The organism is Amycolatopsis stemonae, from assembly GCF_054781455.1.
Genome location: NZ_BAAGUJ010000002.1, coordinates 125,382 through 147,436, shown reverse-complemented (window position 1 = coordinate 147,436; position 22,055 = coordinate 125,382). Strand labels below are relative to the sequence as shown.

Annotated in this window: 20 protein-coding genes; 10 read left to right on the top strand and 10 right to left on the bottom strand. The window is 70.3% G+C overall.

Features of this window, described 5'->3' with window-relative positions:
• The first annotated feature begins 2 nt into the window (after positions 1-2).
• Entirely contained in the window at positions 3-1,571 is a 1,569-nt protein-coding gene (gene nuoN / locus ACYVLJ_RS06700) for an NADH-quinone oxidoreductase subunit NuoN (RefSeq protein ID WP_451982615.1), read from the top strand.
• A gap of 46 nt (positions 1,572-1,617) precedes the next feature.
• Here nuoN and ACYVLJ_RS06695 read toward each other — a convergent pair whose 3' ends face one another.
• From ACYVLJ_RS06695 to ACYVLJ_RS06675, 5 genes are all read right to left on the bottom strand, one after another.
• Positions 1,618-2,298 (bottom strand): ESX secretion-associated protein EspG, encoded by a 681-nt coding sequence (locus ACYVLJ_RS06695; RefSeq protein ID WP_460438076.1) that lies wholly within the window; start codon positions 2,296-2,298, stop codon positions 1,618-1,620.
• 2 nt (positions 2,299-2,300) lie between these two features.
• Entirely contained in the window at positions 2,301-3,572 is a 1,272-nt protein-coding gene (locus ACYVLJ_RS06690) for a PPE domain-containing protein (protein ID WP_460438075.1), read from the bottom strand.
• A complete protein-coding gene (locus ACYVLJ_RS06685) occupies positions 3,572-4,198 on the bottom strand; it encodes a DUF3558 domain-containing protein (RefSeq protein WP_460438074.1) in 627 nt (208 codons plus the stop codon). Before ACYVLJ_RS06685 ends, ACYVLJ_RS06690 begins: the two co-directional genes overlap by 1 nt.
• Positions 4,198-4,623, bottom strand: coding sequence for a hypothetical protein (locus tag ACYVLJ_RS06680; protein WP_460438073.1), 426 nt, complete (start codon positions 4,621-4,623; stop codon positions 4,198-4,200). The genes ACYVLJ_RS06685 and ACYVLJ_RS06680 overlap by 1 nt, the downstream gene beginning before the upstream one ends.
• 161 nt (positions 4,624-4,784) lie before the next feature.
• Positions 4,785-5,441, bottom strand: coding sequence for a hypothetical protein (locus tag ACYVLJ_RS06675; protein WP_460438072.1), 657 nt, complete (start codon positions 5,439-5,441; stop codon positions 4,785-4,787).
• A gap of 276 nt (positions 5,442-5,717) precedes the next feature.
• On the opposite strand from ACYVLJ_RS06675, the gene ACYVLJ_RS06670 reads away from it, so the two are divergent.
• Entirely contained in the window at positions 5,718-6,770 is a 1,053-nt protein-coding gene (locus tag ACYVLJ_RS06670) for a polyprenyl synthetase family protein (protein WP_451982939.1), read from the top strand.
• 17 nt (positions 6,771-6,787) lie between these two features.
• Positions 6,788-8,080, top strand: a complete 1,293-nt coding sequence (locus ACYVLJ_RS06665) for a sunset domain-containing protein (protein WP_460438071.1) — start codon at positions 6,788-6,790, stop codon at positions 8,078-8,080.
• A 3-nt stretch (positions 8,081-8,083) separates the two neighbouring features.
• On the opposite strand, the gene ACYVLJ_RS06660 is transcribed toward ACYVLJ_RS06665, so the two are convergent.
• From ACYVLJ_RS06660 to ACYVLJ_RS06640, 5 genes are all read right to left on the bottom strand, one after another.
• Positions 8,084-8,413: a VOC family protein gene (locus ACYVLJ_RS06660; RefSeq protein ID WP_451982595.1), complete on the bottom strand. Its 330-nt coding sequence runs from the start codon at positions 8,411-8,413 to the stop codon at positions 8,084-8,086.
• A 96-nt stretch (positions 8,414-8,509) separates the two neighbouring features.
• The gene (locus ACYVLJ_RS06655; protein WP_460438070.1) at positions 8,510-9,574 is read right to left on the bottom strand and encodes a 2-oxoacid:ferredoxin oxidoreductase subunit beta; all 1,065 of its coding nucleotides are present in this window, start codon (positions 9,572-9,574) and stop codon (positions 8,510-8,512) included.
• A complete protein-coding gene (locus tag ACYVLJ_RS06650; RefSeq protein ID WP_451982589.1) occupies positions 9,571-11,496 on the bottom strand; it encodes a 2-oxoacid:acceptor oxidoreductase subunit alpha in 1,926 nt (641 codons plus the stop codon). Before ACYVLJ_RS06650 ends, ACYVLJ_RS06655 begins: the two co-directional genes overlap by 4 nt.
• A gap of 261 nt (positions 11,497-11,757) precedes the next feature.
• Positions 11,758-12,513 (bottom strand): enoyl-CoA hydratase, encoded by a 756-nt coding sequence (locus ACYVLJ_RS06645; protein WP_460438069.1) that lies wholly within the window; start codon positions 12,511-12,513, stop codon positions 11,758-11,760.
• Between the two features lie 76 nt (positions 12,514-12,589).
• Positions 12,590-13,036: an Lrp/AsnC family transcriptional regulator gene (locus ACYVLJ_RS06640; RefSeq protein WP_026468878.1), complete on the bottom strand. Its 447-nt coding sequence runs from the start codon at positions 13,034-13,036 to the stop codon at positions 12,590-12,592.
• Positions 13,037-13,119: 83 nt separating this feature from the next.
• Between ACYVLJ_RS06640 and ddaH the strand changes: the two genes are divergently transcribed.
• The 7 genes from ddaH (at position 13,120) to ACYVLJ_RS06605 (ending at position 22,054) form a co-directional block, all read left to right on the top strand.
• Positions 13,120-13,947, top strand: coding sequence for a dimethylargininase (gene ddaH, locus ACYVLJ_RS06635; RefSeq protein WP_451982584.1), 828 nt, complete (start codon positions 13,120-13,122; stop codon positions 13,945-13,947).
• A gap of 81 nt (positions 13,948-14,028) precedes the next feature.
• Positions 14,029-14,694, top strand: coding sequence for a polysaccharide deacetylase family protein (locus tag ACYVLJ_RS06630; RefSeq protein WP_460438068.1), 666 nt, complete (start codon positions 14,029-14,031; stop codon positions 14,692-14,694).
• 546 nt (positions 14,695-15,240) lie between these two features.
• Positions 15,241-15,957, top strand: coding sequence for a glycoside hydrolase family 75 protein (locus ACYVLJ_RS06625; RefSeq protein ID WP_460438067.1), 717 nt, complete (start codon positions 15,241-15,243; stop codon positions 15,955-15,957).
• A 384-nt stretch (positions 15,958-16,341) separates the two neighbouring features.
• Positions 16,342-17,658: a Rossmann-fold NAD(P)-binding domain-containing protein gene (locus ACYVLJ_RS06620; protein ID WP_460438066.1), complete on the top strand. Its 1,317-nt coding sequence runs from the start codon at positions 16,342-16,344 to the stop codon at positions 17,656-17,658.
• The gene (locus ACYVLJ_RS06615) at positions 17,648-18,829 is read left to right on the top strand and encodes a glycosyltransferase family 4 protein (RefSeq protein WP_451982571.1); all 1,182 of its coding nucleotides are present in this window, start codon (positions 17,648-17,650) and stop codon (positions 18,827-18,829) included. Before ACYVLJ_RS06620 ends, ACYVLJ_RS06615 begins: the two co-directional genes overlap by 11 nt.
• Before the next feature lie 124 nt (positions 18,830-18,953).
• A complete protein-coding gene (locus ACYVLJ_RS06610; RefSeq protein ID WP_460438065.1) occupies positions 18,954-20,288 on the top strand; it encodes a GumC domain-containing protein in 1,335 nt (444 codons plus the stop codon).
• A complete protein-coding gene (locus ACYVLJ_RS06605; RefSeq protein WP_460438064.1) occupies positions 20,285-22,054 on the top strand; it encodes a GumC domain-containing protein in 1,770 nt (589 codons plus the stop codon). Before ACYVLJ_RS06610 ends, ACYVLJ_RS06605 begins: the two co-directional genes overlap by 4 nt.
• Position 22,055 lies beyond the last annotated feature (1 nt).

The following is a 22,055-nucleotide window of genomic DNA, read 5'->3' as shown; positions in this document are numbered from 1 at the left end:
CCGTGCTCGACATCCTCCTGACGCAGGCGGAGCCGCCGATCGCGACGCCGTCGGTGGACTACCCGGCGGTGCTGCCGTTGCTGATCGTCCTCGGCGCGGCGTGCGTGAGCGTGCTGGTCGAGGCGTTCGCCGCGAAGCGCTCGCGGTTCGGCCTGCAGGTCGGGCTGAGCCTGGTGGCGATCGTCGCGGCCGGCGTCAGCCTGATCGTCTACGCCACGGGCAGCGCGCCCGCGGGCGGCGTCAAGACGTTCAGCGGGGCGATCTCGATCGACCGGCCGGCGCTGTTCCTCTGGGGCACGCTGCTCGCCCTGAGCGTCGGCGCGGTGCTGCTGATCTCCGACCGCGTGGTCGAGCCGGGCGGAGCGCTGGTCGCGCAGGCCGGCATCCGCCCGGGCACGGTCCAGGACCGCGCGCAGACGGCGACGACCATGCAGACCGAGGTCTTCCCGCTGACGCTGTTCGCGCTCGGCGGCATGATGGCGTTCTGCGCGGCGAACGACCTGCTGACGATGTTCATCGCGCTGGAAGTGCTTTCCCTGCCGCTGTACCTGATGTGCGGCCTGGCCCGGCGCCGTCGCCTGCTGTCGCAGGAGTCGGCGGTCAAGTACTTCCTGCTCGGCGCGTTCTCCTCGGCGTTCTTCCTGTACGGCCTCGCGCTGCTCTACGGCTACGCGAACTCCGTGAAGCTGGCGGACATCGCGGCCGCGGCGGCGGGTTCGGACCGGTCGGACACGCTGCTGTTCGCGGGCCTCGGCCTGCTGGTCGTCGGCCTGCTGTTCAAGGGCTCGGTCGGCCCGTTCCACACGTGGACCCCGGACGTGTACCAGGGCGCGCCGACGCCGGTGACGGCGTTCATGGCGGCGTGCACGAAGGTCGCCGCGTTCGGCGGCATCCTGCGGGTGCTGTCGGTGGCGTTCTCGTCGACGTCCTGGGAGTGGCGCGGGGTGCTCTGGGCGGTGGCGATCATCTCGATGGTGATCGGCGCGGTGCTGGGCCTGACGCAGACGGACGTCAAGCGCATGGTGGCGTACTCGTCGATCGCGCACGCGGGCTTCCTGCTGGTGGGCGCGATCGCGATGACTCGCGACGGTTTGTCGAGCACGCTGTTCTACCTGCTGGCGTACGGCTTCACGACGATGGCGGCGTTCGGGGTGATCAGCTTGGTGCGCGATTCCTCGGGCGAGGCAACGCACCTCTCGGCGTGGGCGGGTCTGGCGAAGCGTTCGCCGCTGGTGGCCGGCGTCTTCACGTTCCTGCTCCTGGCCCTCGCCGGTATCCCGTTGACGTCCGGTTTCGTCGGGAAGTTCGTGGTGTTCTCGGCGGCGCTTTCGGACGGTATGGCCCCGCTGGTGGTGGTCGCCCTGGTGTTCAGCGCGGTGGCGGCGTTCTTCTACCTGCGGGTGATCGTCCTGATGTACTTCTCGGAGCCGGCGGCGGACGGCCCGTCGGTTTCGGTCCCGGGCTTCGGCACCGGCACGGCGATTTTCCTCGGCACGGCCGTGACGCTGGTGCTCGGCCTGGTCCCGGCGTTCGCCCTCTCGTGGGCGGGCTCGGGCGGCTTCGCCTTCTGAGTTTCTCCCTTGGCCGCCACCCCCTGTGCTCGGGGTGGCGGCCTTTTCATTTGAGCTTCCGGCTGATCTCGTGCGGATCACCGGGCAGGACGCTGATGTAGCCGTCGGCGAGCGCGATCCCGACGCGCCCGGCGTCGAGGTCGAGGTAGCTGAGGGTCTTGCCCTCGGCGTGCAGCTGCCCGACGCCGAAGTAGCGCTGCTGGAAGAACGCGTCGAGTTCTTGGGCTTCCCGGCTGCGCGCGGGGGCGTCGTCGAAGATGTCGCTGACGTCCTGCGTGCCCTGGAAGTCCTCCTGCGGCAGGGAGAACGGCCTGATGTTCGCCGCGGGGTACTCGGGCAGCCGCGCGACGAGGGCGTCGACGGGATGGGTGTCGGGGGAGACCCCGGCGAGTTCGACCCGTTCCCCCCGGCACACCACGGCGACGGTGGTGCGGTTCTTGGCGGCGACGAGCACGCCGATCTGCGCGTCGGTGTCGCGCGCGTACGCGAAGAGCTCCTGCGCCGGGTTGTCGATGAGGTGCAGGAGGTCTTCGAATTCGGGCGTGAAGCCGTCGCCTTGGGTGAAGCCGTATTCGCTGAGCTCTTCGAAGGCTTGGCGGTTCACCTGGGTTCGCGCGCTGGGCGGGATGTACCGCAGGCCCCCGGCGAAGATCGGGTGCGGGTCCCCGCAGCCGACGCCGCGCATGGCGGTGAGCAGGGTGTGCAGCGAGAATTCGGCGTTGAGCACGGCTATTTGGCCCGGTTCTCGCCGATCACCGGCGGCATGGGTTTTTCGGTGAACCCGCCGAAGGTTTCGTCGGGATCCGGGTTCTGGAGGTACGGGGCCTTCTTCTTTTCGCGATCTTCTTCCTTGCCGCGGCCGCCCATCTGGCCACCCATGGGCATGCCGTTGGCCCCTCGTTGCCCGGCAGCCCCCCGCGCGGCAGCGGAGTTGGGGAAGCGTTCTTCGGGCATGCGGGCACCGCTGGCCGCGCCCGGGCCGCGTGTTCCGTACCCGGCGCCTGTCCCTGTCCCTGTCCCTGTCCCTGGTGCTGCGCCGGTTCCTCGCGGGCCGTATCCGGTGCCTGTTCCTGTCCCGGTGTTCATTCCGCTGCCGTACCCGCCCGGCCCGTAGGGGGTGTAGCCGGTACTCCCGCCGAGATTGCTGACGGGCTGCCCGGTGGGCCCGAACTCGTACCCACCCTGAGCGGCAGGAGGCATGACGGGCTGAGGGACGTAGTTGTTGGCGTGGGTGTTGTCCGAGCCACCCCCGGGCGGCCGGACTTGGTTCGGTGGTTGATTCGTGCGCTGGACCTGGTTCTGCCCCGGCGGCTGCACGACCTGCCGGTTCTGCGGCGGAACCTGAGACTTCTGCGGCGGAACCTGAGGCTGTCGCGGATTCCGCGCCCATTCCCCGGTATCGGTCGGCCCAGCGGTCTTGTTCTGCTGGTTCTGCTGGTTCTGCGTTCCCGCACCGGGCGTGCTCATGGAGACCGGAGCCCCGGAGTCGGCAAGCTGCGCGTACTGGGCGGGCATCTGCCCCCCATTGGTACTGCTGGCGGAGTGATAGGCACTGAAGGCGTCGATATTGGCCTGCGAATCAGCCTGCCACCCGGCAACCTTGGCGTTGTAAGAGCCAAACCCCTTACCGTTGAGCACATCAGCAACATCCCGAGCAGTGAGCTCAGGCGGCTGAGGAGCAACAGGCTTGACGGAGTTCTTGGCAGTACCAAAGGCATCCATCTGAGCCCCGACAGCAGTCTGGGCATTCTTCAGATGAACAGCATCATCAGCGGCGGCTTGGACAAGCGGAAGCGTGGCATCGGCGGCGGCGCTGCCGGCAGCGCCCTGCCAGCCGGACATGGTCTTGGCCCGCAGAGCACTGATCCGCTGAGCGCGTTCGATCATCCGGGTGGTCAGCTGGGTGGCACTGTCCTGAGCCTCACCCAGCGACCCAACACCATTGCCCCCGGTGATCTGCTCATAGATCTGGGCGGCGGTCAGCGGTCCTTCGGTAACCATCACTTCGCTCCACGAAGGTTCTCGAGCACTTGCGACGCTATCCCATGGGCCGCATCGCAGGGGTCCTTCTTGCCGATATTGCTTTCGGACTGAGCGACGTGGATATCCACAACCTGGGTGTCACTCACCCCCAGCGCGACAGCACAGCGGCCGCGAGTCGATCGCTCGTCGCTGACGCCGTACGCCACGATGGGAAAGCCGTCGATGGCAGCCAGGGGAAGGAAGAATTTGTATTGCTTGTCCTTCGCCGCGTACACGCTGGTAAGGCCGAGCTGGTCCGCGTCCGTGAAGATGACTGCGACGCCTGCTTGCGAGACATCGGCGGAATCCCAAGCGCAACTCGGTCCCGCGGGCCCCTGCAGATCGGCTTTCCCGGAAACTCCATCGCCCAGCAGTTCTGCGGCCTGAGCGGCCTTCAGCGCGTCGCAGGGTGCCTGCTTGAATCGGGTCACGTCGATCGGGCTCGGCACCTTCGGAACGCCCGGGCCCGGCACGGCACTGCTCGTCTCAGTGGAAGAGCTGGTGCTGGCGCCGTTGCTCGAGGGTGAAGGCTTCCCTGGATTCACCGTCGAGCACGCGGTCGCGGCGAGCAGCAAGGCGCTCAGCATGAGTACAGTGCGGCGCATCAGAGACTGCCTCCGGCATGCTTGATTTCGGTGGTGTGGTCGTCTTCGGCGCTCGCATACCGCCCGAGAGCGGTCTTGAACTTGGCGGCCATGTTCCGGCAGTACTCTTCACGCTGAGCCAGCGTGTCCAGGAGCGAGTTTCCGGACTGCTGAATCTTCTCGGCATTGTTGCCGCTCGCGTACTCGGTTCCCGGTCCCTCGGTACGCGCGAGCACGATCGCATGCTCCTGGTCGATCTTGAACTCGTTCGCCAGGTCGTTCCACTCCCGCACCAGTTCGTGCAGGGTGGCCTCGTCGTACTGGAACCCCGCTCCGCCGGCCCCAGCTCCGGCCTCGCCCCCGTAAGACCCCGCCTCCGGCACAAGCGGCCGCAAGGGCGCGCGCCGTGTGTTCGGGTCGTACGCGGGTGGTTGCCCCTCACTCATCGTGGAACCCCGTCGTCATCAGCTCTCCCCTAGCTTGCAGTGTGCTCCGCCCCGGGCACCCTGCGTATCCGACGGCCAGCAGACTACCAGGGTTCCCACCGTCGAAAGCCGGGAAAGAAACGAGGGCCGCGGCAAGCGAGCCGCGGCCCTCGGGTGTGTCTCTACGGCGTTGGTGAACAGGACGTGTGGCCCAGCACCACCTGGCCGCTGATGCCCGACGCCGGGAGGAAGTCGATCCGCAGCATCGTCAGGCCGATGCTGCCGTCGCCCGGGAGGTTCTGGATGTTGAACACCACGTTCGCCAGGACCGTTCCGTTCGACTTCTTGAGCGGCGCCGTGTAGCCGACCGGGACCGGGCTCGGGGGGTTCGGGATGCCCGACATCCCGCCGAAGCTCCAGTTCGCGTTCGTCTGCGTCTGGGTTGCCGTGCACTTCACCGTGAACGTCGCCAGCTTGACGCGCGGGCCGCCCGCGCTGACCAGGGCGGACAGCTCGAAGTTCTTGCCCGTTGCCGTCGAGGTGGTCGTCGTGGCGTCCGTGTTCGGGTCCGTCACCGTCGTCGTGCAGGACGACGTGCCGCCGCCGAACGTGATGCCCGTTTTCGAGACCGGCTGGGCCGTCGCGCTCGTCGGGCCGTCCACCGAGCAGTGACCCTGCGTGGGCACCTTGATCGTCGAACCGGCCTTCGTGAACTCCGCCGAGCCGATGTTCGCCACGCCCGGTTGCGGGGCGGCCTGTGCCGGTGCCGCGGTCACGGCGAGCCCGGTCACCAGCAGTGTCCCGGCGAGCGCGGCCCGCCTCGCGATGGTGTTGCGCATTTCGCGTCCTCCTTGCCGACCGGGGAGAGCCACGCTCTTCCTCCGGCTGAATATCCGCTCGCCGGAGACGTCCGTTGCGCCGGAAACCGCTGATCACCCCTTCGTGGATCATGAACCACCCGTTGGTGAGCCCCGGGGTATCCGGACGGGGGGCCGTTCGCGGGTGTCGCGTTCATCACCGTTTCCGCTGGACAGCGGGTAAACGACCGCGCGGGGTAGCCACTACGCTCAAGGCATACCCGACCGGTGCACGAGTAGAGCGGAGCCGACGTGTCTGTGCCTTCCCCAGCCCCCGGGGCGGGATCCCTCCCCGCTGCGCCGGGTGGCGCCCTCGAGGACCTGCGCGCGTCGGTGGGCCTGCAGATCTCCGACGAGGCCCTGCTGCGCGCCATCGCCGGCGGGCTGGCCGAGGTCGAGAAGCTGCTGCGCGAGGTCGTCCGCAGCGACGTCCAGGCCGTCAACGACGCCGCGTTGCACCTGGTCGAGGCGGGGGGCAAACGTTTTCGTCCGCTGTTCACGCTGCTCGCCGCCCAGTTCGGGCCGAAGCAGGACGACCACGTCGTGATCGCCGCCGCCGCGGTCGAGCTCGTGCACCTGGCGACGCTCTACCACGACGACGTCATGGACGAGGCGGACATGCGCCGCGGCGCCGAGAGCGTCAACGCGCGCTGGGACAACACCATCGCCATCCTCACCGGCGACTTCCTCTTCGCGCACGCGTCGCGCCTGGTCGCCGACCTGGGCACGGACGCCGCGCGGATCATCGCCGAGACCTTCGGCGAGCTGGTCACCGGCCAGATGCGCGAGACCGTGGGCCCCGGACCGGGTGACGACGCCGTCGCGCACTACCTGACCGTGATCGCCCAGAAGACCGGCTCGCTGATCGCCACGTCCGGCCGGTTCGGCGGGATGATGTCCGGCGCCGCCGAGGAGCACATCGAGGCGCTGCGCCGCTTCGGCGACATCATCGGCACCGCGTTCCAGATCTCCGACGACATCATCGACATCGCGTCCCCGTCCGACGAGCTCGGCAAGGCGCAGGGCACCGACCTGCGCGAAGGCGTCCGGACGCTGCCCATGCTCTACGCGCTCGCGGACCCGGGCACCGACCCCCGGCTGGTCGAGCTGCTGTCCGGGCCGATCGCCGAGGACGCGCTCGTGCGGGAGGCCCTCGAGCTGCTGCGCGCGAGTAGTGGCCTCGAACGCGCACGCGTCACCCTTTCCGACTACGCTCAGCGCGCGCGAGCCGAGCTCACCGCGCTGCCGGCGTCACCCGCCCGGGACGCGTGCGAGTCGGTCGCCGACTACCTGGTCGCGCGCACGCACTAAACAGGGGCAGGAAAGAGATGTCCATTTTCGGACAGGTTTGGCTGTGGAGCCTCGCCGCGTTCTTCGTCGGCGTGCTCCTCACCTGGCTGGTGCTGGTGCTGCCGCTCCGCAAGAGCGTCCGCAAGCTGGAGAGCGCGCTGGCGCAGGCCCACGCCGACGCCGCGCGCACGCCCGCGAACGCCGCCGGGCTGGGGCTGGCGGCCGCGCCGGGCACCGAGGTGTTCGCCCGGCCGGAGCCGCGGCCCGAGCCGGAACCGCGGCCCGAGCCGGAGCCGGCGCGGCAGGAGACGTCGTACCCGGGCACGCTCGTCGCGCCCGGGCCGTTCAACCGCGACGAAATCCACGACGACATCGACGAGGACTTCGCCGAGCTGGACTCCCAGGTGCCGCCGGGCACGCTGCCGGAGCCGGAACCCGAGGACGCCTACCGCGCGCCTGAGCCGGAGCCCGAGGGCGACGACCCGTACCGGAGCGCGGCGACGCAGTACCTGTCGCCGGTCGGCGAAGCCGAGCACGAGGACCCGTACCGCGCGTCCGCGACCGAGTACCTGGTCCCGGAGGGGGAGCCCGAGGCCGAACCGGTCGCGCCGGCGCTCTCGCGGCTCGAGCAGCAGCTCGACCCGGACCCGGCGGCGGGCTCGCTGTTCCAGGCCCCGGCCGAGGACGCGCCGGCGCCGGACTGGTTCGACCACGAGCCGCCCGCCGAGCGGTCGCCGTTCGAGGAGCCGGTGGAGCGCACGCGCTACCTGGGTTCCGTGGGCGCTCCGGCGGAGGCCGAGGAAACCGCCGAAGAAGCCGAGCCCGCCGAGCCGCCGCAGTACGCGTTCGGCGGCGACGACGTGGCGGCCAACGGCGACCTCGACGTCCCGGCGGAGACCCCCGCCGAGGCGACGCAGGTGCTCCCGAAGCGGCAGCCGCGGGAGGCGCTGCGCGGCGGGTTCGAGCCGCCGCAGCCGATCGAGCCGTCGATGCGCACCGTCGAGCGGCGCGAGACTGACCTCGCCGGCGCGCACAGCGGCTCGCTGTTCGAGCCGTCGGTGCAGCCGAACCAGGCGGCCCTCGCGGCGCCGGAGCCACCGCCCGCGCGGCAGGCGGCGGGCGACTCGGTGCCGCCCGGCCCGTTCGGCCCCGGCTCGGCGATGCCGCGCCCCGGTGGCGGCCGCCCGAGCGACGGCTTCGAGGTCAAGGCCAGCGTGACGGCCTTGCGGTACTGCACCGAGGACTCGGCGCAGTTCCCGAAGATGGTCGCCGAGGTGTGGTTCCGGACCGCCGAGGACGCCGAGCGCGTCGGGTTCCGCCCGCTCAGCTGACCTTCAGGCGGCCTGGAACAGGACCAGGGCCGCGCCGCCGGGATCGGTGACGACGACCAGCGAGCCGACCGGCAGGTCCGTGCGCTCCCGGAGGATTTTTCCGCCCAGCTCCACGGCTTTCGCCGCGGCGGCGTCCACATCGGACACCGGCGCGTAGGGCAGCCACTGCGGCGCGCGGGCGTCGTCCGGCGCCAGCTCGGTGAGGCCGCCCCACGGCACGCCGTCGTCGGTCAGCAGGGCGCCCGAGGTCTGCCAGCCGAGCAGCTCGCCGAAGAACCGGCGGCTGCCGTCCACGTCGGATGTCCGGACGTCGAAGAACACGAAAGGTCGCATGACCTGAAACTTAGGACACGTGTCCTAAGTCAGGCAACCCCGAATACGCCGAAGGCCGCCATGCACCGGGCATGGCGGCCTTCGGAGAAGCGGGACTTACGCGACGGTCCAGGTGTCCTTGCCGCGCAGCAGGCCCTGCAGGTCCGGCGTGCGGGCCGCGCGGGCCTCCTCGACCTGGGCGCGGGCGCCGTCGTCGTAGGTCGGGCGCTCGACCTGGCGGAGGATGCCCGTCGGGACGTGGTTCAGGTTCTGGTCGCCGAGGCGCGACAGCGCGAACGCGTACGACGTGTCGGTGATCGACGGGTCGTGCACCACGACGTTGTCCTCGCCGATGTCCGCGACCTTCGCGACGTCCAGGCCGCCCCAGTCGCCGCGCTTGACGCCGAACTCCTGGTTCGGGCCGAACCGGATCGGCTCGCCGGCGCGCAGCGGGATGAGCCGGGTGGCGGCCTCGTCGGCGTCCTTGAGGACGTCGAACGCGCCGTCGTTGAAGATCGGGCAGTTCTGGTAGATCTCCACCAGCGCCGACCCGCGGTGCTTCGCCGCGGCTTCGAGGACCTCGGTGAGGCCCTTGCGGTCGGAGTCCAATGCCCGGCCCACGAACGACGCCTCCGCGCCGATCGCCAGCGAGAGCGGGTTGAACGGCGTGTCCACCGACCCCATCGGCGTCGACTTGGTGACCATGCCCTGGCCGGACGTCGGGGAGTACTGCCCCTTGGTCAGGCCGTAGATCCGGTTGTTGAACAGCAGGATCTTGATGTTCACGTTGCGGCGCAGCGCGTGGATCAGGTGGTTGCCGCCGATGGACAGCGCGTCGCCGTCCCCGGTGACGACCCACACCGACAGGTCCGCGCGCGTGGTCGCGAGCCCGGTCGCGATCGACGGCGCGCGGCCGTGGATCGAGTGCATGCCGTAGGTGTTGAGGTAGTACGGGAAGCGCGACGAGCAGCCGATGCCCGAGATGAAGACGATGTTCTCGCGCTTGAGGCCGAGCGTGGGCAAGAACGACTGGACCGCGTTCAGCACGACGTAGTCGCCGCAGCCGGGGCACCAGCGGACCTCCTGGTCCGACTTGTAGTCCTTGGCCTTCTGCGGCTCTTCGGTGGTGGGCACAAGGTCCAGGCCGCCGAGAGTGGGAAGCCCGATGTCGATTGCGGTCATTTCGCCGCCTCCGTCGCAACGCCGGTGATGATCTCCGAGAACAGGTCCTGCAGCTCTTCGGCCTTGAAGGCCATGCCCGCGACCTTGGTGTGCGAGTGCACGTCCACCAGGTACTTCGCCCGCAGCAGCAGGGAAAGCTGGCCGAGGTTCATCTCCGGCACCACGACCTTGTCGTAGCTGCGCAGGATGTCGCCGAGGTTGGCCGGCAGCGGGTTGAGGTGACGCAGGTGCGCCTGCGCGATCGGCATGCCGAGCTTGCGCACCCGGCGGCACGCGGCGCCGATCGGGCCGAACGACGAGCCCCAGCCGAGCGCCAGGACGCGCGCCTTGCCACCGGACGGGTCGTCGACGACCACGTTCGGGACGTCGATGCCGTCGATCTTCGCCTGCCGCAGCCGGACCATCTTGTCGTGGTTGGCCGGGTCGTAGGAGATGTGGCCGGTCTTGTCGGCCTTCTCCAAACCGCCGATGCGGTGCTGCAGCCCCGGCGTGCCCGGGATGGCCCACGCGCGGGCGAGCGTCTCGGGGTCGCGGACGTACGGCCAGAACTCGCCGGAGTCGTTGTCGGCGTTGGGCTCGGTCGCGAACTCGACGGTCAGGTCGGGCAGGTTCTCGACGTCCGGGATCATCCACGGCTCGGAGCCGTTGGCGATCGCGCCGTCCGAGAGCAGCAGCACCGGCGTGCGGTACTTCAGCGCGATGCGGGTGGCCTCGATGGCCGCGTCGAAGCAGTCCGCGGGGGACAGCGGCGCGACGATCGGGACCGGCGACTCGCCGTTGCGGCCGAACATCGCCTGCAGCAGGTCGGCCTGCTCGGTCTTGGTCGGCAGGCCGGTGGACGGGCCGCCGCGCTGGACGTCGATGACGACCAGCGGCAGCTCGACCATCACGCCGAGGCCGACGGCTTCGGACTTCAGCGCGACCCCCGGGCCGGACGTCGAGGTGACACCGAGCGCGCCGCCGTAGGACGCGCCGAGCGCGGCGCCGATGCCGGCGATCTCGTCCTCGGCCTGGAACGTGACGATGCCGAAGTTCTTGTGCTTGGACAGCTCGTGGAGGATGTCCGAGGCCGGGGTGATCGGGTACGTGCCGAGCAGGATCTGCAGGCCGGAACGCTGCCCGGCGGCGACGATCCCGTACGCCAGCGCGGTGTTGCCGGTGATCTGCCGGTAGGTGCCCTGCGCCAGCTTCGCCGGGGCGACCTCGAACGTCGTCGCGAACGACTCGGTGGTCTCGCCGTAGTTCCAGCCCGCGCGGAAGGCCAGGATGTTGGCCTCGGCGATGTCGGGCTTCTTGGCGAACTTCTCGCGCAGGAACCGTTCGGTGCCTTCGGTGGGCCGGTGGTACATCCAGGACAGCAGGCCGAGGGCGAACATGTTCTTGCAGCGCTCGGCGTCCTTCTTGCCGAGGCCGGTGTCGGCGAGCGCGCCCTGGGTCAGCGTCGACATGGCGACCCGGTGCACCTGGTAGGGAGCGAGCGTGTCGTCGTCCAGCGGGTCGGTCGCGTAGCCGACCTTGGTCAGGTTGCGCTTGATGAAGTCGTCGGTGTTGAGGATGATCGTCCCGCCCTGCGGGACGTCGCCGAGGTTCGCCTTCAGCGCCGCCGGGTTCATCGCGACGAGCACGTCGGGGCGGTCGCCGGGGGTCAGGATGTCGTAGTCGGCGAAGTGGACCTGGAAGCTCGAGACGCCGGGAATGGTGCCTTGCGGGGCGCGGATCTCGGCGGGGAAGTTCGGCATCGTCGACAGGTCGTTGCCGAAGGCGGCCGCTTCGGACGTGAAGCGGTCACCGGTCAGCTGCATGCCGTCACCCGAGTCGCCCGCGAACCGGATCACGACCCGGTCCAGCTTGCTGACCTCGGTCTGCCTGGTCGCGGCGAGCGAGCCGTGACCAGCGCCGTTGCCGTTCGCACTCGTGCTCATGGGTCAGGGATTCCCTCTCTCCCGACGTTGCGGCGGTCAGTCGCCGCCCGGTGCGCCGACGGTCGGATCACCAGGCACTACCACGAGGTTAGCTCGCGCACGACAACGATGTTCCTAGTGTCCCGGGCGCCGGACGACCTCATTACTGCGCTACGGCTTCTTCTGTGCTGGTCCGACAAATATCTGTGACCGATGGTAACGGGTAAACGCCTCTTCTCGCTGTGACACGGGTCTCGGGGGAGGGGAGTCCACCTGGTGGGATCAGGAATGGGACCGGATCCGTGCCCGCATCGCTTCGAGCCGTTCGGCGAACTCCGGCGAGGCCAGCGAAGCCAGCTGCGGCTGGATCTCGACGTCGACGGCGTCGGCGTGCGCGGCCAGCGACGCGGTCGTCCGGAGGCTGCGCTTGGTGGCGAGCAGCGCTTCGCGCGGCGCGGCGACGGCAGGCGCGGCGAGCTCCCGCGCCGCCGCGACGAGGTCGCCTTCGACGACCTCGAGGACGAGCCCGGCGCGGACGGCGGCCTCGGCGTCGAGTAACTGGCCGAACAACGTCATCGCGGCGGCCTGCTGCGGGCCGGCCAGCCGCTGCGTCATCCACGTCATCCCGCCGCCGGGGTGCAGCCCCAGCTCGAGGAACCGGGCGACGAACTTCGCGCGCGGCCCGGCGATCCGGACGTCGGCGGCCAGCGCCAGGTTCAGCCCGGCCCCGACGGCCGCCCCGTTCACGGCGGCGATCGTCGGCAGCGCGCAGCGGGCCACGGCGAGGAAGCCGTCGTAGATGGCACGCAGGCCGGTCTCGTCGGCCTGGCCCAGCGCGGTGAGATCGGCGCCGGCGCAGAAGGCGGGCGGCGTCCCGGTGACGACGACGGCGTGCACGTCCGGGTCGCGTTCCGCGGCCTCGACGGCGGCGGCGAGCTGGGCCGAGAGGTCGAGGGTCAGCGCGTTGCGGCTGCCGGGCGCGTCGACGGTCAGCAGCGCGACGCCGCCGGAGTGCTCGCTGACGATGCTGTCGGTCATCGGGGCAGGGTACTGGCGGCGCTGATCGGCAACCTGCTGATGATCGGCACGACAGCGCTGTTCGGCGGGCCGGGGCTCACTCCTCCGGCGTCGGCGGGCGCTCCAAGAGCCGCGAAAGCACGACCGTCGACACGGTCCGGTCCACGATCTCCAGCCCGCGTAACCGCTCGAGCGCCGTCTCCAGGTGGTGGATGTCCGCCGCTCGCAGGTGGACGATCGCGTCCGCCGCGCCTGAGACCGTGTACGCCGCCACCACCTCCGGGAGCGGCTCCAAGCGCGCGCGGATGCGGGCCGGGGTGATGTTGCCCTGGCACGTGACCTCGACGAACGCCTCCGTTCCCCAGCCCAGGGCCTCCGGGTCGACCACCGCCGTGAAGCCGCGGAGGATGCCGGTTTCGAGGAGGCGGTCGACGCGCCGCTTGACCGCCGGGGCCGACAGACCGACCACCTTGCCGATCTCCGCGTAGCTGGACCGCGCGTTCGCCACGAGACACGAAACGATTCGCTGGTCGATGGTGTTCACACGCAACACTTAGCACAGATGTGCGCAGCGAACAGCGATTGATTGCGATATTAGGCAGCCCTTACCCTGCAATCATGCAGGCGATGCGCGTACCGACCACCCGTCGATACCTGATGTGCCCTCCGCGCCACTTCGCGGTGGACTACGTGATCAACCCCTGGATGGACCCGACCCAGCCGGTCAGCGCCGACGTCGCCATGGCGCAGTGGACCGAGCTGCGCGACACCTACCGCCGCCTCGGGCACACCGTCGAGGAGATCGACGCCCAGCCCGGGCTGCCCGACATGGTCTTCGCCGCGAACTCCGGCACCGTCGTCGACGGCCGCGTGCTCGGGTCGCGGTTCCGCGCGCCGCAGCGCGCCGCCGAGGCCGAGCACTTCCGCCGCTGGTTCGTCGAGCACGGCTACCGCGACATCACCATGCCCGAGAAGATCAACGAGGCCGAGGGCGACTTCGCCTGGACCGGCGCCCTGCTGCTGGCCGGCACCGGCTTCCGGACGGACCCGGCCGCGCACGCCGAGGCGCAGGAGGTCCTCGGCGTCCCGGTCGTCTCGCTGCACCTGGTCGACCCGCGCTACTACCACCTCGACACGGCGCTGTTCGTCCTCGCCGAGGCGACGGACACCACCCGCGCGCAGATCGTCTACTACCCGGAGGCCTTCTCGGCCGGCTCGCGTCGCGTGCTGCAGCGGCTGTTCCCGGACGCCGTTTTGGCGACGCGTGAAGACGCAGAGTGTTTCGGGCTCAACGGAGTGTCCGACGGACGCAATGTCGTATTGCCGGTGGAGGCCACCCGGTTGGGTGAACTTCTGGCCGCGCGGGGGTACGAGCCGGTCTACGTCGACATCTCTGAGCTGCGGAAAGCCGGCGGCGGCCCGAAGTGCTGCACGCTGGAGATCCGCAAAGGCTGATTGCCGCCGAAAACCTGTAACTCCCCCGTTTGCCACCGCGATTAATCGAAGTAACAAATCGACTACTCGCGGTGGCAGGCGGTGGGAGCAGTGGCGGTCAACCTCGCCGTGCACGGGATCGGCCGGCCGGCCCGGCAGCTCGATCCCGGCGAGGACGAGCGCTGGGTGACGGTCGAGCAGTTCGACCAGGTGCTCGAGGCGGTCCAGGACCGGACGGACGTCCACCTGACCTTCGACGACGGCAACGAGTCCGACGTCGAGATCGCCCTGCCACGGCTCGTCGACCGCGGGCTGACGGCGGAGTTCTTCCCGCTCGCCGGCCGCCTCGGGCAGCGCGGCTACCTCGACCGCGACGGCCTGCGCGAGCTCGCGCGCGCCGGGATGGAGATCGGTTCGCACGGCTGGGAGCCGCGGGACTGGCGCCGCCTCGACGACCGGCACGCCCGCCGCGAGCTCACCGACGCCCCGAAGCTGCTCGGCGACCTCTGCGGCCGCCCGGTCCGGCGGTTCTCGCTGCCGTACGGCGCCTACGACCGGCGCGTGCTCGCGCGGCTGAAGCAGGCGGGCGCGACGCGGGTGTATTCGAGCGACGGCGGCGCGACGAGCCGCGACGGCTGGCTGCAGGCACGCACGGAGCTGAGCCACGACGTCGACGGCGACTGGCTCGACGAGGTGCTCGAGGCGGGGCACCGGCGTGCCGCGGAGTGGGTGAGCCGGTTGTTCCGCCGCGCTGGGCGCCGAGGCTGATTCCGGCGCGGCGGCCGGTGGGTGGTGAGCCGCTGTTTCACTGAGCCTGGTTTGGGGTGCGGCGGCCGGTGGGTTGCGGGCTGCTGTTTCGCCGAAGCTGATTCGCGTGCAGCGGCTGGTGGGTTGCGGGCTGCTGTTTCGCCGAAGCTGATTCGCGTGCAGCGGCTGGTGGGTTGCGAGCTGCCGTTGCGCCGGGGCTGGTTTGCGTGCGGCGGCAGGTCGCGCCGCGGCTGACCCGCGTGCTGTGGACCGGGTAGGTCGGCGCCGGGGCTGATTCGCGCGGCGGGTTGCGAGTCGCCGGTTCGGCCGAGGCTGATTCGTGGCAGCTGACCGGCGCGCCGCGGATCGAGAACTGCCAGGCACCTCCGTCCCGGCGATCGGAACACCTTCTCGAGCCTTCGCCCTCGGTGAGCAGCCTTTTCGTCAAGTCCGGCCGCATGATGGGAAATTCTCGGACCGGAAGGTCTTGAACCCGTCCTCCCGCGGGTGCATTCTGGTCGCCTCGCCGCCGTAAGGAAAGTTTCCTAACTAAAGGGAGCACCAGGAATGCGGAAACTGATCCTGCTCGCGACCATGGCGGTCGCCGCGGCCGTGATGCTGTCGGCGCTCGCGTCGGCCGCGCAAGCCCCGAGTGCGCAAACCCCGGGTGCGCAAGCGAGGCCCGCCACCGTCGAGGCCGGGCCCACCGCGGCGCAGCTGCTCGCCAAGACCAGCGGCTGCAAGCAGATCTCGAACGGCAAGTACAAGACCGACGAGGACGTCTCGGCCAGGACCGTCGCCATCTGCGACGCCAACGGGGCCGTTTTCTGGAAAGCCGACATGGACATCGACTGCGATGGCCAGCGCAGCACGCAGTGCAACGAGAACACCGACTGCTGCTACCAGAACGACACCGCGTTCCACCAGTCCGACGGCAAGCCGCTCAACGCCGCGAAGCTGCCCTACATCGTCGTGCCGAGTTCCAGCAGCATCTGGAAGTACACCTCGTCGCAGCTGAAGGGCGGCGGCTCCTGCGCCGTGATCTACAACGGCAAGGTCGAGTACGCCGTCATCGGCGACACCGGGCCGACGCAGATCATCGGTGAAGCCTCCTACGCGACGGCGAAGGACCTTGGCATCAACCCCGACCCGTCCAACGGCGGCACCGACTCCGGGGTCACCTATATCTGCTTCAAGAACTCGACCGTCTCGCCGATCGAGAACCACAACAACGCGGTGAGCAAGGGGCAGAGCCTCGCCACCACCTTCGTGAACAACAACTGACGAACCGCGCACCGGGGGCCGATCCGTTCAAGACGGGCCGGCCCCCGGGCTGCTGTGCTGGGCCCATGAGCCCGCGCAACCACGGCTTCGGGGGGTCCGGGTGGCAGAGCCCCCGGCTCGGGGCGAAGCCGGTGGCGCGCCGCCGCGGCCGTGGTGGACCGACACCCCGGAACGGAAACGGCTTCTCGGGACCCGCTGACCGAAACCGCGTCCAGCGGGTTGCTCGCCCACGTGCAACCTGCAATTCGAGACCCGATTTTTACGCGAAATCCGTTACGCCTGACGGCCTCCTCACGCTTTACCCCGTTCGCCGCGCCTCCGGTAACGATCCAGGGGGTCCCGCCGACCAACTTGAGGGTCGCGCGGAATAGCGGAGGTTTTGGCGTGAAGATCAGTGTCTTCGGACTCGGTTACGTCGGCTGTGTCTCCGCCGCGTGCCTGGCGGGGCGGGGCCACCGGGTGGTCGGCGTCGACGTCAACCCGGTCAAGATCGACCTCATCGCCCAGGGCAAGGCCCCGGTGGTCGAGGAGCGGATCGGCGAGCTGACGGCCGAAGTCGTCGCGAGCGGCGCGCTGAGAGCCACGACCGACGTCGCGGACGCCGTCGCCGACAGCGAGATCTCGCTCGTCTGCGTCGGCACGCCGTCGGCGCCGAACGGCAGCCTCTCGACCGTCTACCTCGAGCGCGTCGCCGAAGAGATCGGTGAAGCGATCGCGAAGAAGAGCGAACGGCACACCGTCGTCTTCCGCAGCACGATGCTCCCCGGCACCTGCCTGGACCTGCTGATCCCGATCTTGGAGAAGTCCTCGGGCCGCACCGCCGGCGTCGGCTTCGGCGTCGCCGTGAACCCCGAGTTCCTGCGCGAGGGCACCAGCGTCCGCGACTTCTTCGACCCGCCGAAGACCGTGATCGGCGAGATCGACGCGGCCAGCGGCGACGCCGTCGCGGCGCTCTACGAAGGCCTGCCCGGCCCGGTCTTCCGCGTGCCGATCCCGGTCGCGGAGATGACGAAGTACGCCGACAACTCCTTCCACGGCCTCAAGATCGGCTTCGCGAACGAGCTCGGCGCGGTCTGCCGGGCCCTGGGGCTCGACTCGCACCAGGTGATCGACGTCTTCCTCGCCGACACCAAGCTCAACATCAGCCCGGCCTACCTGAGACCCGGGTTCGCGTTCGGCGGCTCGTGCCTGCCGAAGGACCTGCGTGGGCTGGTCTACGCCGCGCACCGCGCCGACGTCAGCGTGCCGATCCTGTCGCACGTGCTCGCGTCCAACGACGAACACCTGCAGCGCGCGTTCGACCTCGTCGCGCGCACCGGCAAGCGCAAGGTCGGGCTGTTCGGCCTCTCCTTCAAGCCGGGCACCGACGACCTGCGCGAGTCGCCGCTGGTCGAGCTGGCCGAGCGGCTGCTCGGCAAGGGCTACGACCTGAAGATCTACGACGCGAACGTCAGCCTCTCGCGGCTCATGGGCGCCAACCGCGAGTACATCGAGGGCCGGCTGCCGCACCTCGGCCAGCTGCTGGCCGGGTCCGTCGAAGAAGTCATGGACCACGCCGACGTCCTGCTCGTCGGCACCAAGGACCCGGACGTGCTGGCGGCCCTGCCGCACGGCGGCGACCGGGCGCTGATCGACCTCGTCCGCCTGCCCGACGCCGCGACGCGTCGCCTTGAAGAGGGATACGCCGGCCTTGCCTGGTAAAGCGCTCATCCTCGTCGAAAACCTCTCCGTCCCGTTCGACCGGCGCGTGTGGCAGGAGTCCACGACCCTGCGCGACGCCGGGTGGGAAGTCCACGTGATCTGCCCGCAGGGCACCAAACGCGACACCGAGGCGGAAGCCGTCGTCGACGGCGTCCACATTCACCGGTACCCGCTGAAGGCGGCGACCGGCGGGCCCGCCGGGTACCTGCAGGAGTACGGCAGCGCGTTGTGGCACACGCTGCGGCTGGCGCGGAAGGTCGGTCCGGTCGACGTCGTGCACGCCTGCAACCCGCCGGACCTGCTGTACCTGGTCGCGAAGTACCTGAAGCGCCAGGGCGCGCGGTTCGTCTTCGACCAGCACGACCTGTGCCCCGAGCTGTACCTCTCGCGCTTCGACCGCGGGCAGGACCTGCTGTACCGCGGGGTGTGCGCGCTCGAACGCGCCACCTACCGCGCCGCCGACGTCGTGATCGCGACGAACGAGAGCTACAAGCAGGTCGCCCGGATCCGCGGCGGCAAGCGGCCCGAAGACGTCTTCGTGGTGCGCAGCGCGCCGGTCGTCGAGCGGTTCCACGAAGTGCCCGTCGAGCCCGAGCTGAAGAAGGGCAAGCCCTTCATGCTCGCCTACCTCGGTGTGATGGGCCCGCAGGACGGCGTCGACTATGCCCTGCGGGCGCTCGCGAAGCTGCGGGACGAGGTCGGGCGGACCGACTGGCACGCGGTGTTCGTCGGCTCCGGCGACGCCTTCGACGACATGGTCGCGCTTTCGGCGAAGCTCGGGCTGAGCAACCAGGTCGAGTTCACCGGCCGGATCTCCGACGAAGACCTCGTGCGGTACCTGTCGACCGCCGACGTCTGCCTCTCGCCGGACCCGCTGAACCCGCTCAACGACGTCTCCACGATGAACAAGGTCATGGAGTACATGGCCATGAGCAAGCCGATCGTCTCCTTCGAACTGCGCGAGGCGCGCGTTTCGGCCGGCGACGCGGCGGTCTACGCCCCGGCGAACGACGAATCGGCGTTCGCGAAGCTCGTCTCCCAGCTGCTCGACGACCCCGAGGAGCGGGTCCGGATGGGCAAGCTCGGCCAGGCCCGGGTGGCCGGCGCGCTCTCGTGGGAGAACTCGGCGAAGAACCTCATCGCCGCATATGAGCACGCTGTGAAGTCCTGATCGCCGTTCGGTCAAGAAGTCACGACACGTGTAACCAATGCTCCCGGTCCGACGACGGTTCGGGTAACCGGCCGATCAAGCCACATCCGTTCGGCGTACCCGCTCAGGAATGGAGATACCGCCGTTGACTGACGACACGGTGCGCCTGGCCCTGATCGGGCAGGTTCTCCGCCGGCGCTGGCGGCTCTTGGCCGCACTCGCCGTCCTGGGCGCGGCCGCCGGGTTCGGCGCGTCCGTGCTGTTCTCACCCGGCTACGAAACGACGTCGAGCGTCCTGCTGCAAGGGCCGCGGCAGGCCGACGAACTGCTCACCCAGGCCGAGGTGGCGACCAGCTCGGTCGTCCTCGAGCGCGCCGCCGCGCAGCTGTCGTGGCACCCGAGCGGCAACGACCTGAAGAACCAGATCACCACCGCGGCCGCGAACGGCAACATCGTGACCATCACCGCGTCCGCCGACACCGCCGAGCACGCCCAGCAGCTCGCCGACCAGGTCGCGCAGCAGTACGTGAAGTACGCCGGGCAGCTGGCGACCAACTCGGGCGACGCGTCCTCCCAGCTCGCGGACGAGCAGCGCGAAGCCCTGCGCCAGCAGGTCCGGCAGGCCACCCAGAAGATCGACGACCTCGCCAAGGACAACGGCGGGAACCTCACCGTCGAGAGCGTCCAGGCCCGGACCCAGCTCGAAGGCCTCCGGACGTCCCTGGACCAGGCGATGAAGGCGCTCGGCGCCGCCGACGCCACCGTCGGCAGCAACAACGCGGTCGCGATGGGCACCGCGCCCGCCCCGAACGGCCAGGCCTCGCCGACGCCGGTGCAGTTCACCGTCGGCGGGGCGCTCGCGTTCCTGGTGATCGGGATCTTCGGCCACCTCGTGGCGTACCGCCGGGACCGCCGGCTGCGGCAGCAGGACGAAATCGCCGCCGCGCTCGGCGCCCGGGTGCTCGCGCTCGTCGACGTCGAACCGGCGCCGGCGGCGGGGAAGGCGGCCGCCGGCCTGGCCGGCCGGGTCCGGCACCTGCTCGGGGCCGACCGGCCCTGGCTGCTGCCGCCGGTCGCGGTCGCCGAGGGCGACAGCCAGCGCGAAATCCGGTTCCGCCGGGTGCTGGAGCACCTCGACGCCGACGCACGCGGTGTCCTCCTGCTGGTGCCGGACGACGACCCGGGCTCGGGGACGGCCGCCGAAGGGCTCGCCGAAGTCGCGGAGCGGATGGGCGTCCCGGCCCGGGTCTGCCGGGTGTCGCCCGAACGGCCCCTGGTCCCGGACGGCGAAGACACCGCCGTCGTCGTGACCGGCCTCGGCACCCGGATCGACTGGGAGCTGGCCGAACTCACCGCGGCCGCCGCCGAAGCCGGGCGTGAAATCGCCGGCGTGGTCGTCACCTGTCCCGTGCTGTCCTCCGGCCACGAGCCCTCGTCCACCTCCGGGGCTCCCGGCGAAGCCATGGCAGGTCGACCGTGACGAACCCGAACACCCAGGCAGCGCCGCTGATCGACCTCCAGCGGCTGGTCGTCTCGATCCGCCGCCGCAAGCGCTTCTGGCTGGGCACCGCGCTGCTCGGCCTGCTCGGCGGCGCGGCGGTCACGGTCTTCATGCCCCCGCCGCCCACCGCGGTGGTGACGATGATGATCGCGCACGCGCAGGACTCGCCGACCGACAGCGGCTCGCTGATGCGCACCGACGTCACGGTCCTCCAGACGACCCAGATCGCCGGCCAGGCCCTGAAGGCGATCGGCAGCACCGAACGGCCCGAAGACTTCGCCAAGGAGTACACGGGCCTCGGGCTGAGCAACAACATCATGCAGGTCACGGTCAAGGCGAAGACCGGCCCGGACGCCGTCGCCAAGGCGAAGGCGCTGGCCGACACCTTCATCGCCGACCACGTGAAGCGGGACAAGGAAGTCGCCGACGCGCAGGCGAAGGCCCTGCTCGACCAGCGCAAGACCGCGCAGGACGAGCTGGCCACGGTCGACCAGCAGGTCAACGACGAGACGGCCAAGGGCCGCAACTCCAACCCCAGCACCCTCGAAGGGCTCTACAGCCGCCGCGCCGCGCTGACGTCGCAGATCTCGGACTTCTCCTCGCGCGCCCAGCAGGCCGGGATCGGCAACCCGCAGGTGACCGCGGGGACGCAGGTCGTCGACGCGGCCCGGCAGCTGCCCAGCGCGATGCTGAAGACCGCCGGCCTGAACGGCGCCATCGGGCTCGGGCTCGGCCTGGCGCTCGGGCTCGCGTTCGCCGCCGTCGCCGCGATCTCGCGGGACAAGCCCGTGCTGCGCGGCGAGATCTCCGCCGGGCTCGGCGCTTCGGTCATCGCGCAGCTGCGGAGCAAGCTGCCCGGGCCGGCCCGGTTCTGGCGGCGCTCGCGGGCCGTGTCCGACCGCAAGCGCGTCGCCACGACCCTGGTCCGCGCCATCCGGAAGGACCGGCCACAGGTGTCGCTGCTGGAGCTCGGCGCGCCCAAGGTCGCCGCCGCGCTCGCCCTCGACATCGCCGAGGAGCTGGCCGCCGACGGCACGGCGAGCGTCGTCGACGACCTGCCGCACGAGGACGTCCGCAAGCTCGTGGCCGAGACCAAGAGCACGGTCACCGTGGTCGGGGCGGGCGACCCCGAGCCCGGGCCGGACGAGCGCCGCATCGGCGTCGGCTCGGTCGCACCGGGCACGGCGTGGACGGACCTCGAACACCTCGGCAAGGAGACCGTGCTGGTCGTCAAGGCCGGGCACGCGAACACGCTGTGGCTGCACACGGTCGCGCGGCAGCTCGCCGACGAGGAGATCCCGATCATCGGCGTCGTGCTGGTCGACCCGGACCCGCGCGACAAGTCCGACGGCACGCTGTGGGACGGCCTGCTCACGGCCCTGCGCGGCCGCGCCAAGAGCCGGCCGCCGGTGCAGCGCGTCCCGGTCGTCGAGCACGAGGACCGGATCGACGAGCTGGCCGCCCGCATCGCCGAGCGCGTCGCGGTCGTGGAACCGCCGACGCGGCGGATCGCGCCGGTCCGGCCGGTGGCCCCGCCGCCGAAGCCGGTCGAGAAGCCCGCCCCGCCGCTGCCGGAGCCCGGGCAGGTCAGCGTGCCGGACCACCTGGACGCGCCGACGAAGAAGTTCGCCCCGGTCAAACCGCCGAAGCGGCCGACGCCGTTCAAGCGCGACCACGGCGAACCGACGCACAAAGGCGAACTGAACGCCGACCTCGAGCCAGAAAAGAGCGCGGAGGTCTCCTGAC

Excerpts from the sequence above, each read along its gene's own strand:
- ACYVLJ_RS06690 (WP_460438075.1), bottom strand. The coding sequence starts at position 3,572 with ATGGTTACCGAAGGACCGCTGACCGCCGCCCAGATCTATGAGCAGATC.
- ACYVLJ_RS06685 (WP_460438074.1), bottom strand. The coding sequence starts at position 4,198 with ATGCGCCGCACTGTACTCATGCTGAGCGCCTTGCTGCTCGCCGCGACC.
- ACYVLJ_RS06680 (WP_460438073.1), bottom strand. The coding sequence starts at position 4,623 with ATGAGTGAGGGGCAACCACCCGCGTACGACCCGAACACACGGCGCGCG.
- ACYVLJ_RS06675 (WP_460438072.1), bottom strand. The coding sequence starts at position 5,441 with ATGCGCAACACCATCGCGAGGCGGGCCGCGCTCGCCGGGACACTGCTG.
- ACYVLJ_RS06665 (WP_460438071.1), top strand. The coding sequence starts at position 6,788 with ATGTCCATTTTCGGACAGGTTTGGCTGTGGAGCCTCGCCGCGTTCTTC.
- ACYVLJ_RS06660 (WP_451982595.1), bottom strand. The coding sequence starts at position 8,413 with ATGCGACCTTTCGTGTTCTTCGACGTCCGGACATCCGACGTGGACGGC.
- ACYVLJ_RS06655 (WP_460438070.1), bottom strand. The coding sequence starts at position 9,574 with ATGACCGCAATCGACATCGGGCTTCCCACTCTCGGCGGCCTGGACCTT.
- ACYVLJ_RS06650 (WP_451982589.1), bottom strand. The coding sequence starts at position 11,496 with ATGAGCACGAGTGCGAACGGCAACGGCGCTGGTCACGGCTCGCTCGCC.
- ACYVLJ_RS06645 (WP_460438069.1), bottom strand. The coding sequence starts at position 12,513 with ATGACCGACAGCATCGTCAGCGAGCACTCCGGCGGCGTCGCGCTGCTG.
- ddaH (WP_451982584.1), top strand. The coding sequence starts at position 13,120 with ATGCGCGTACCGACCACCCGTCGATACCTGATGTGCCCTCCGCGCCAC.
- ACYVLJ_RS06625 (WP_460438067.1), top strand. The coding sequence starts at position 15,241 with ATGCGGAAACTGATCCTGCTCGCGACCATGGCGGTCGCCGCGGCCGTG.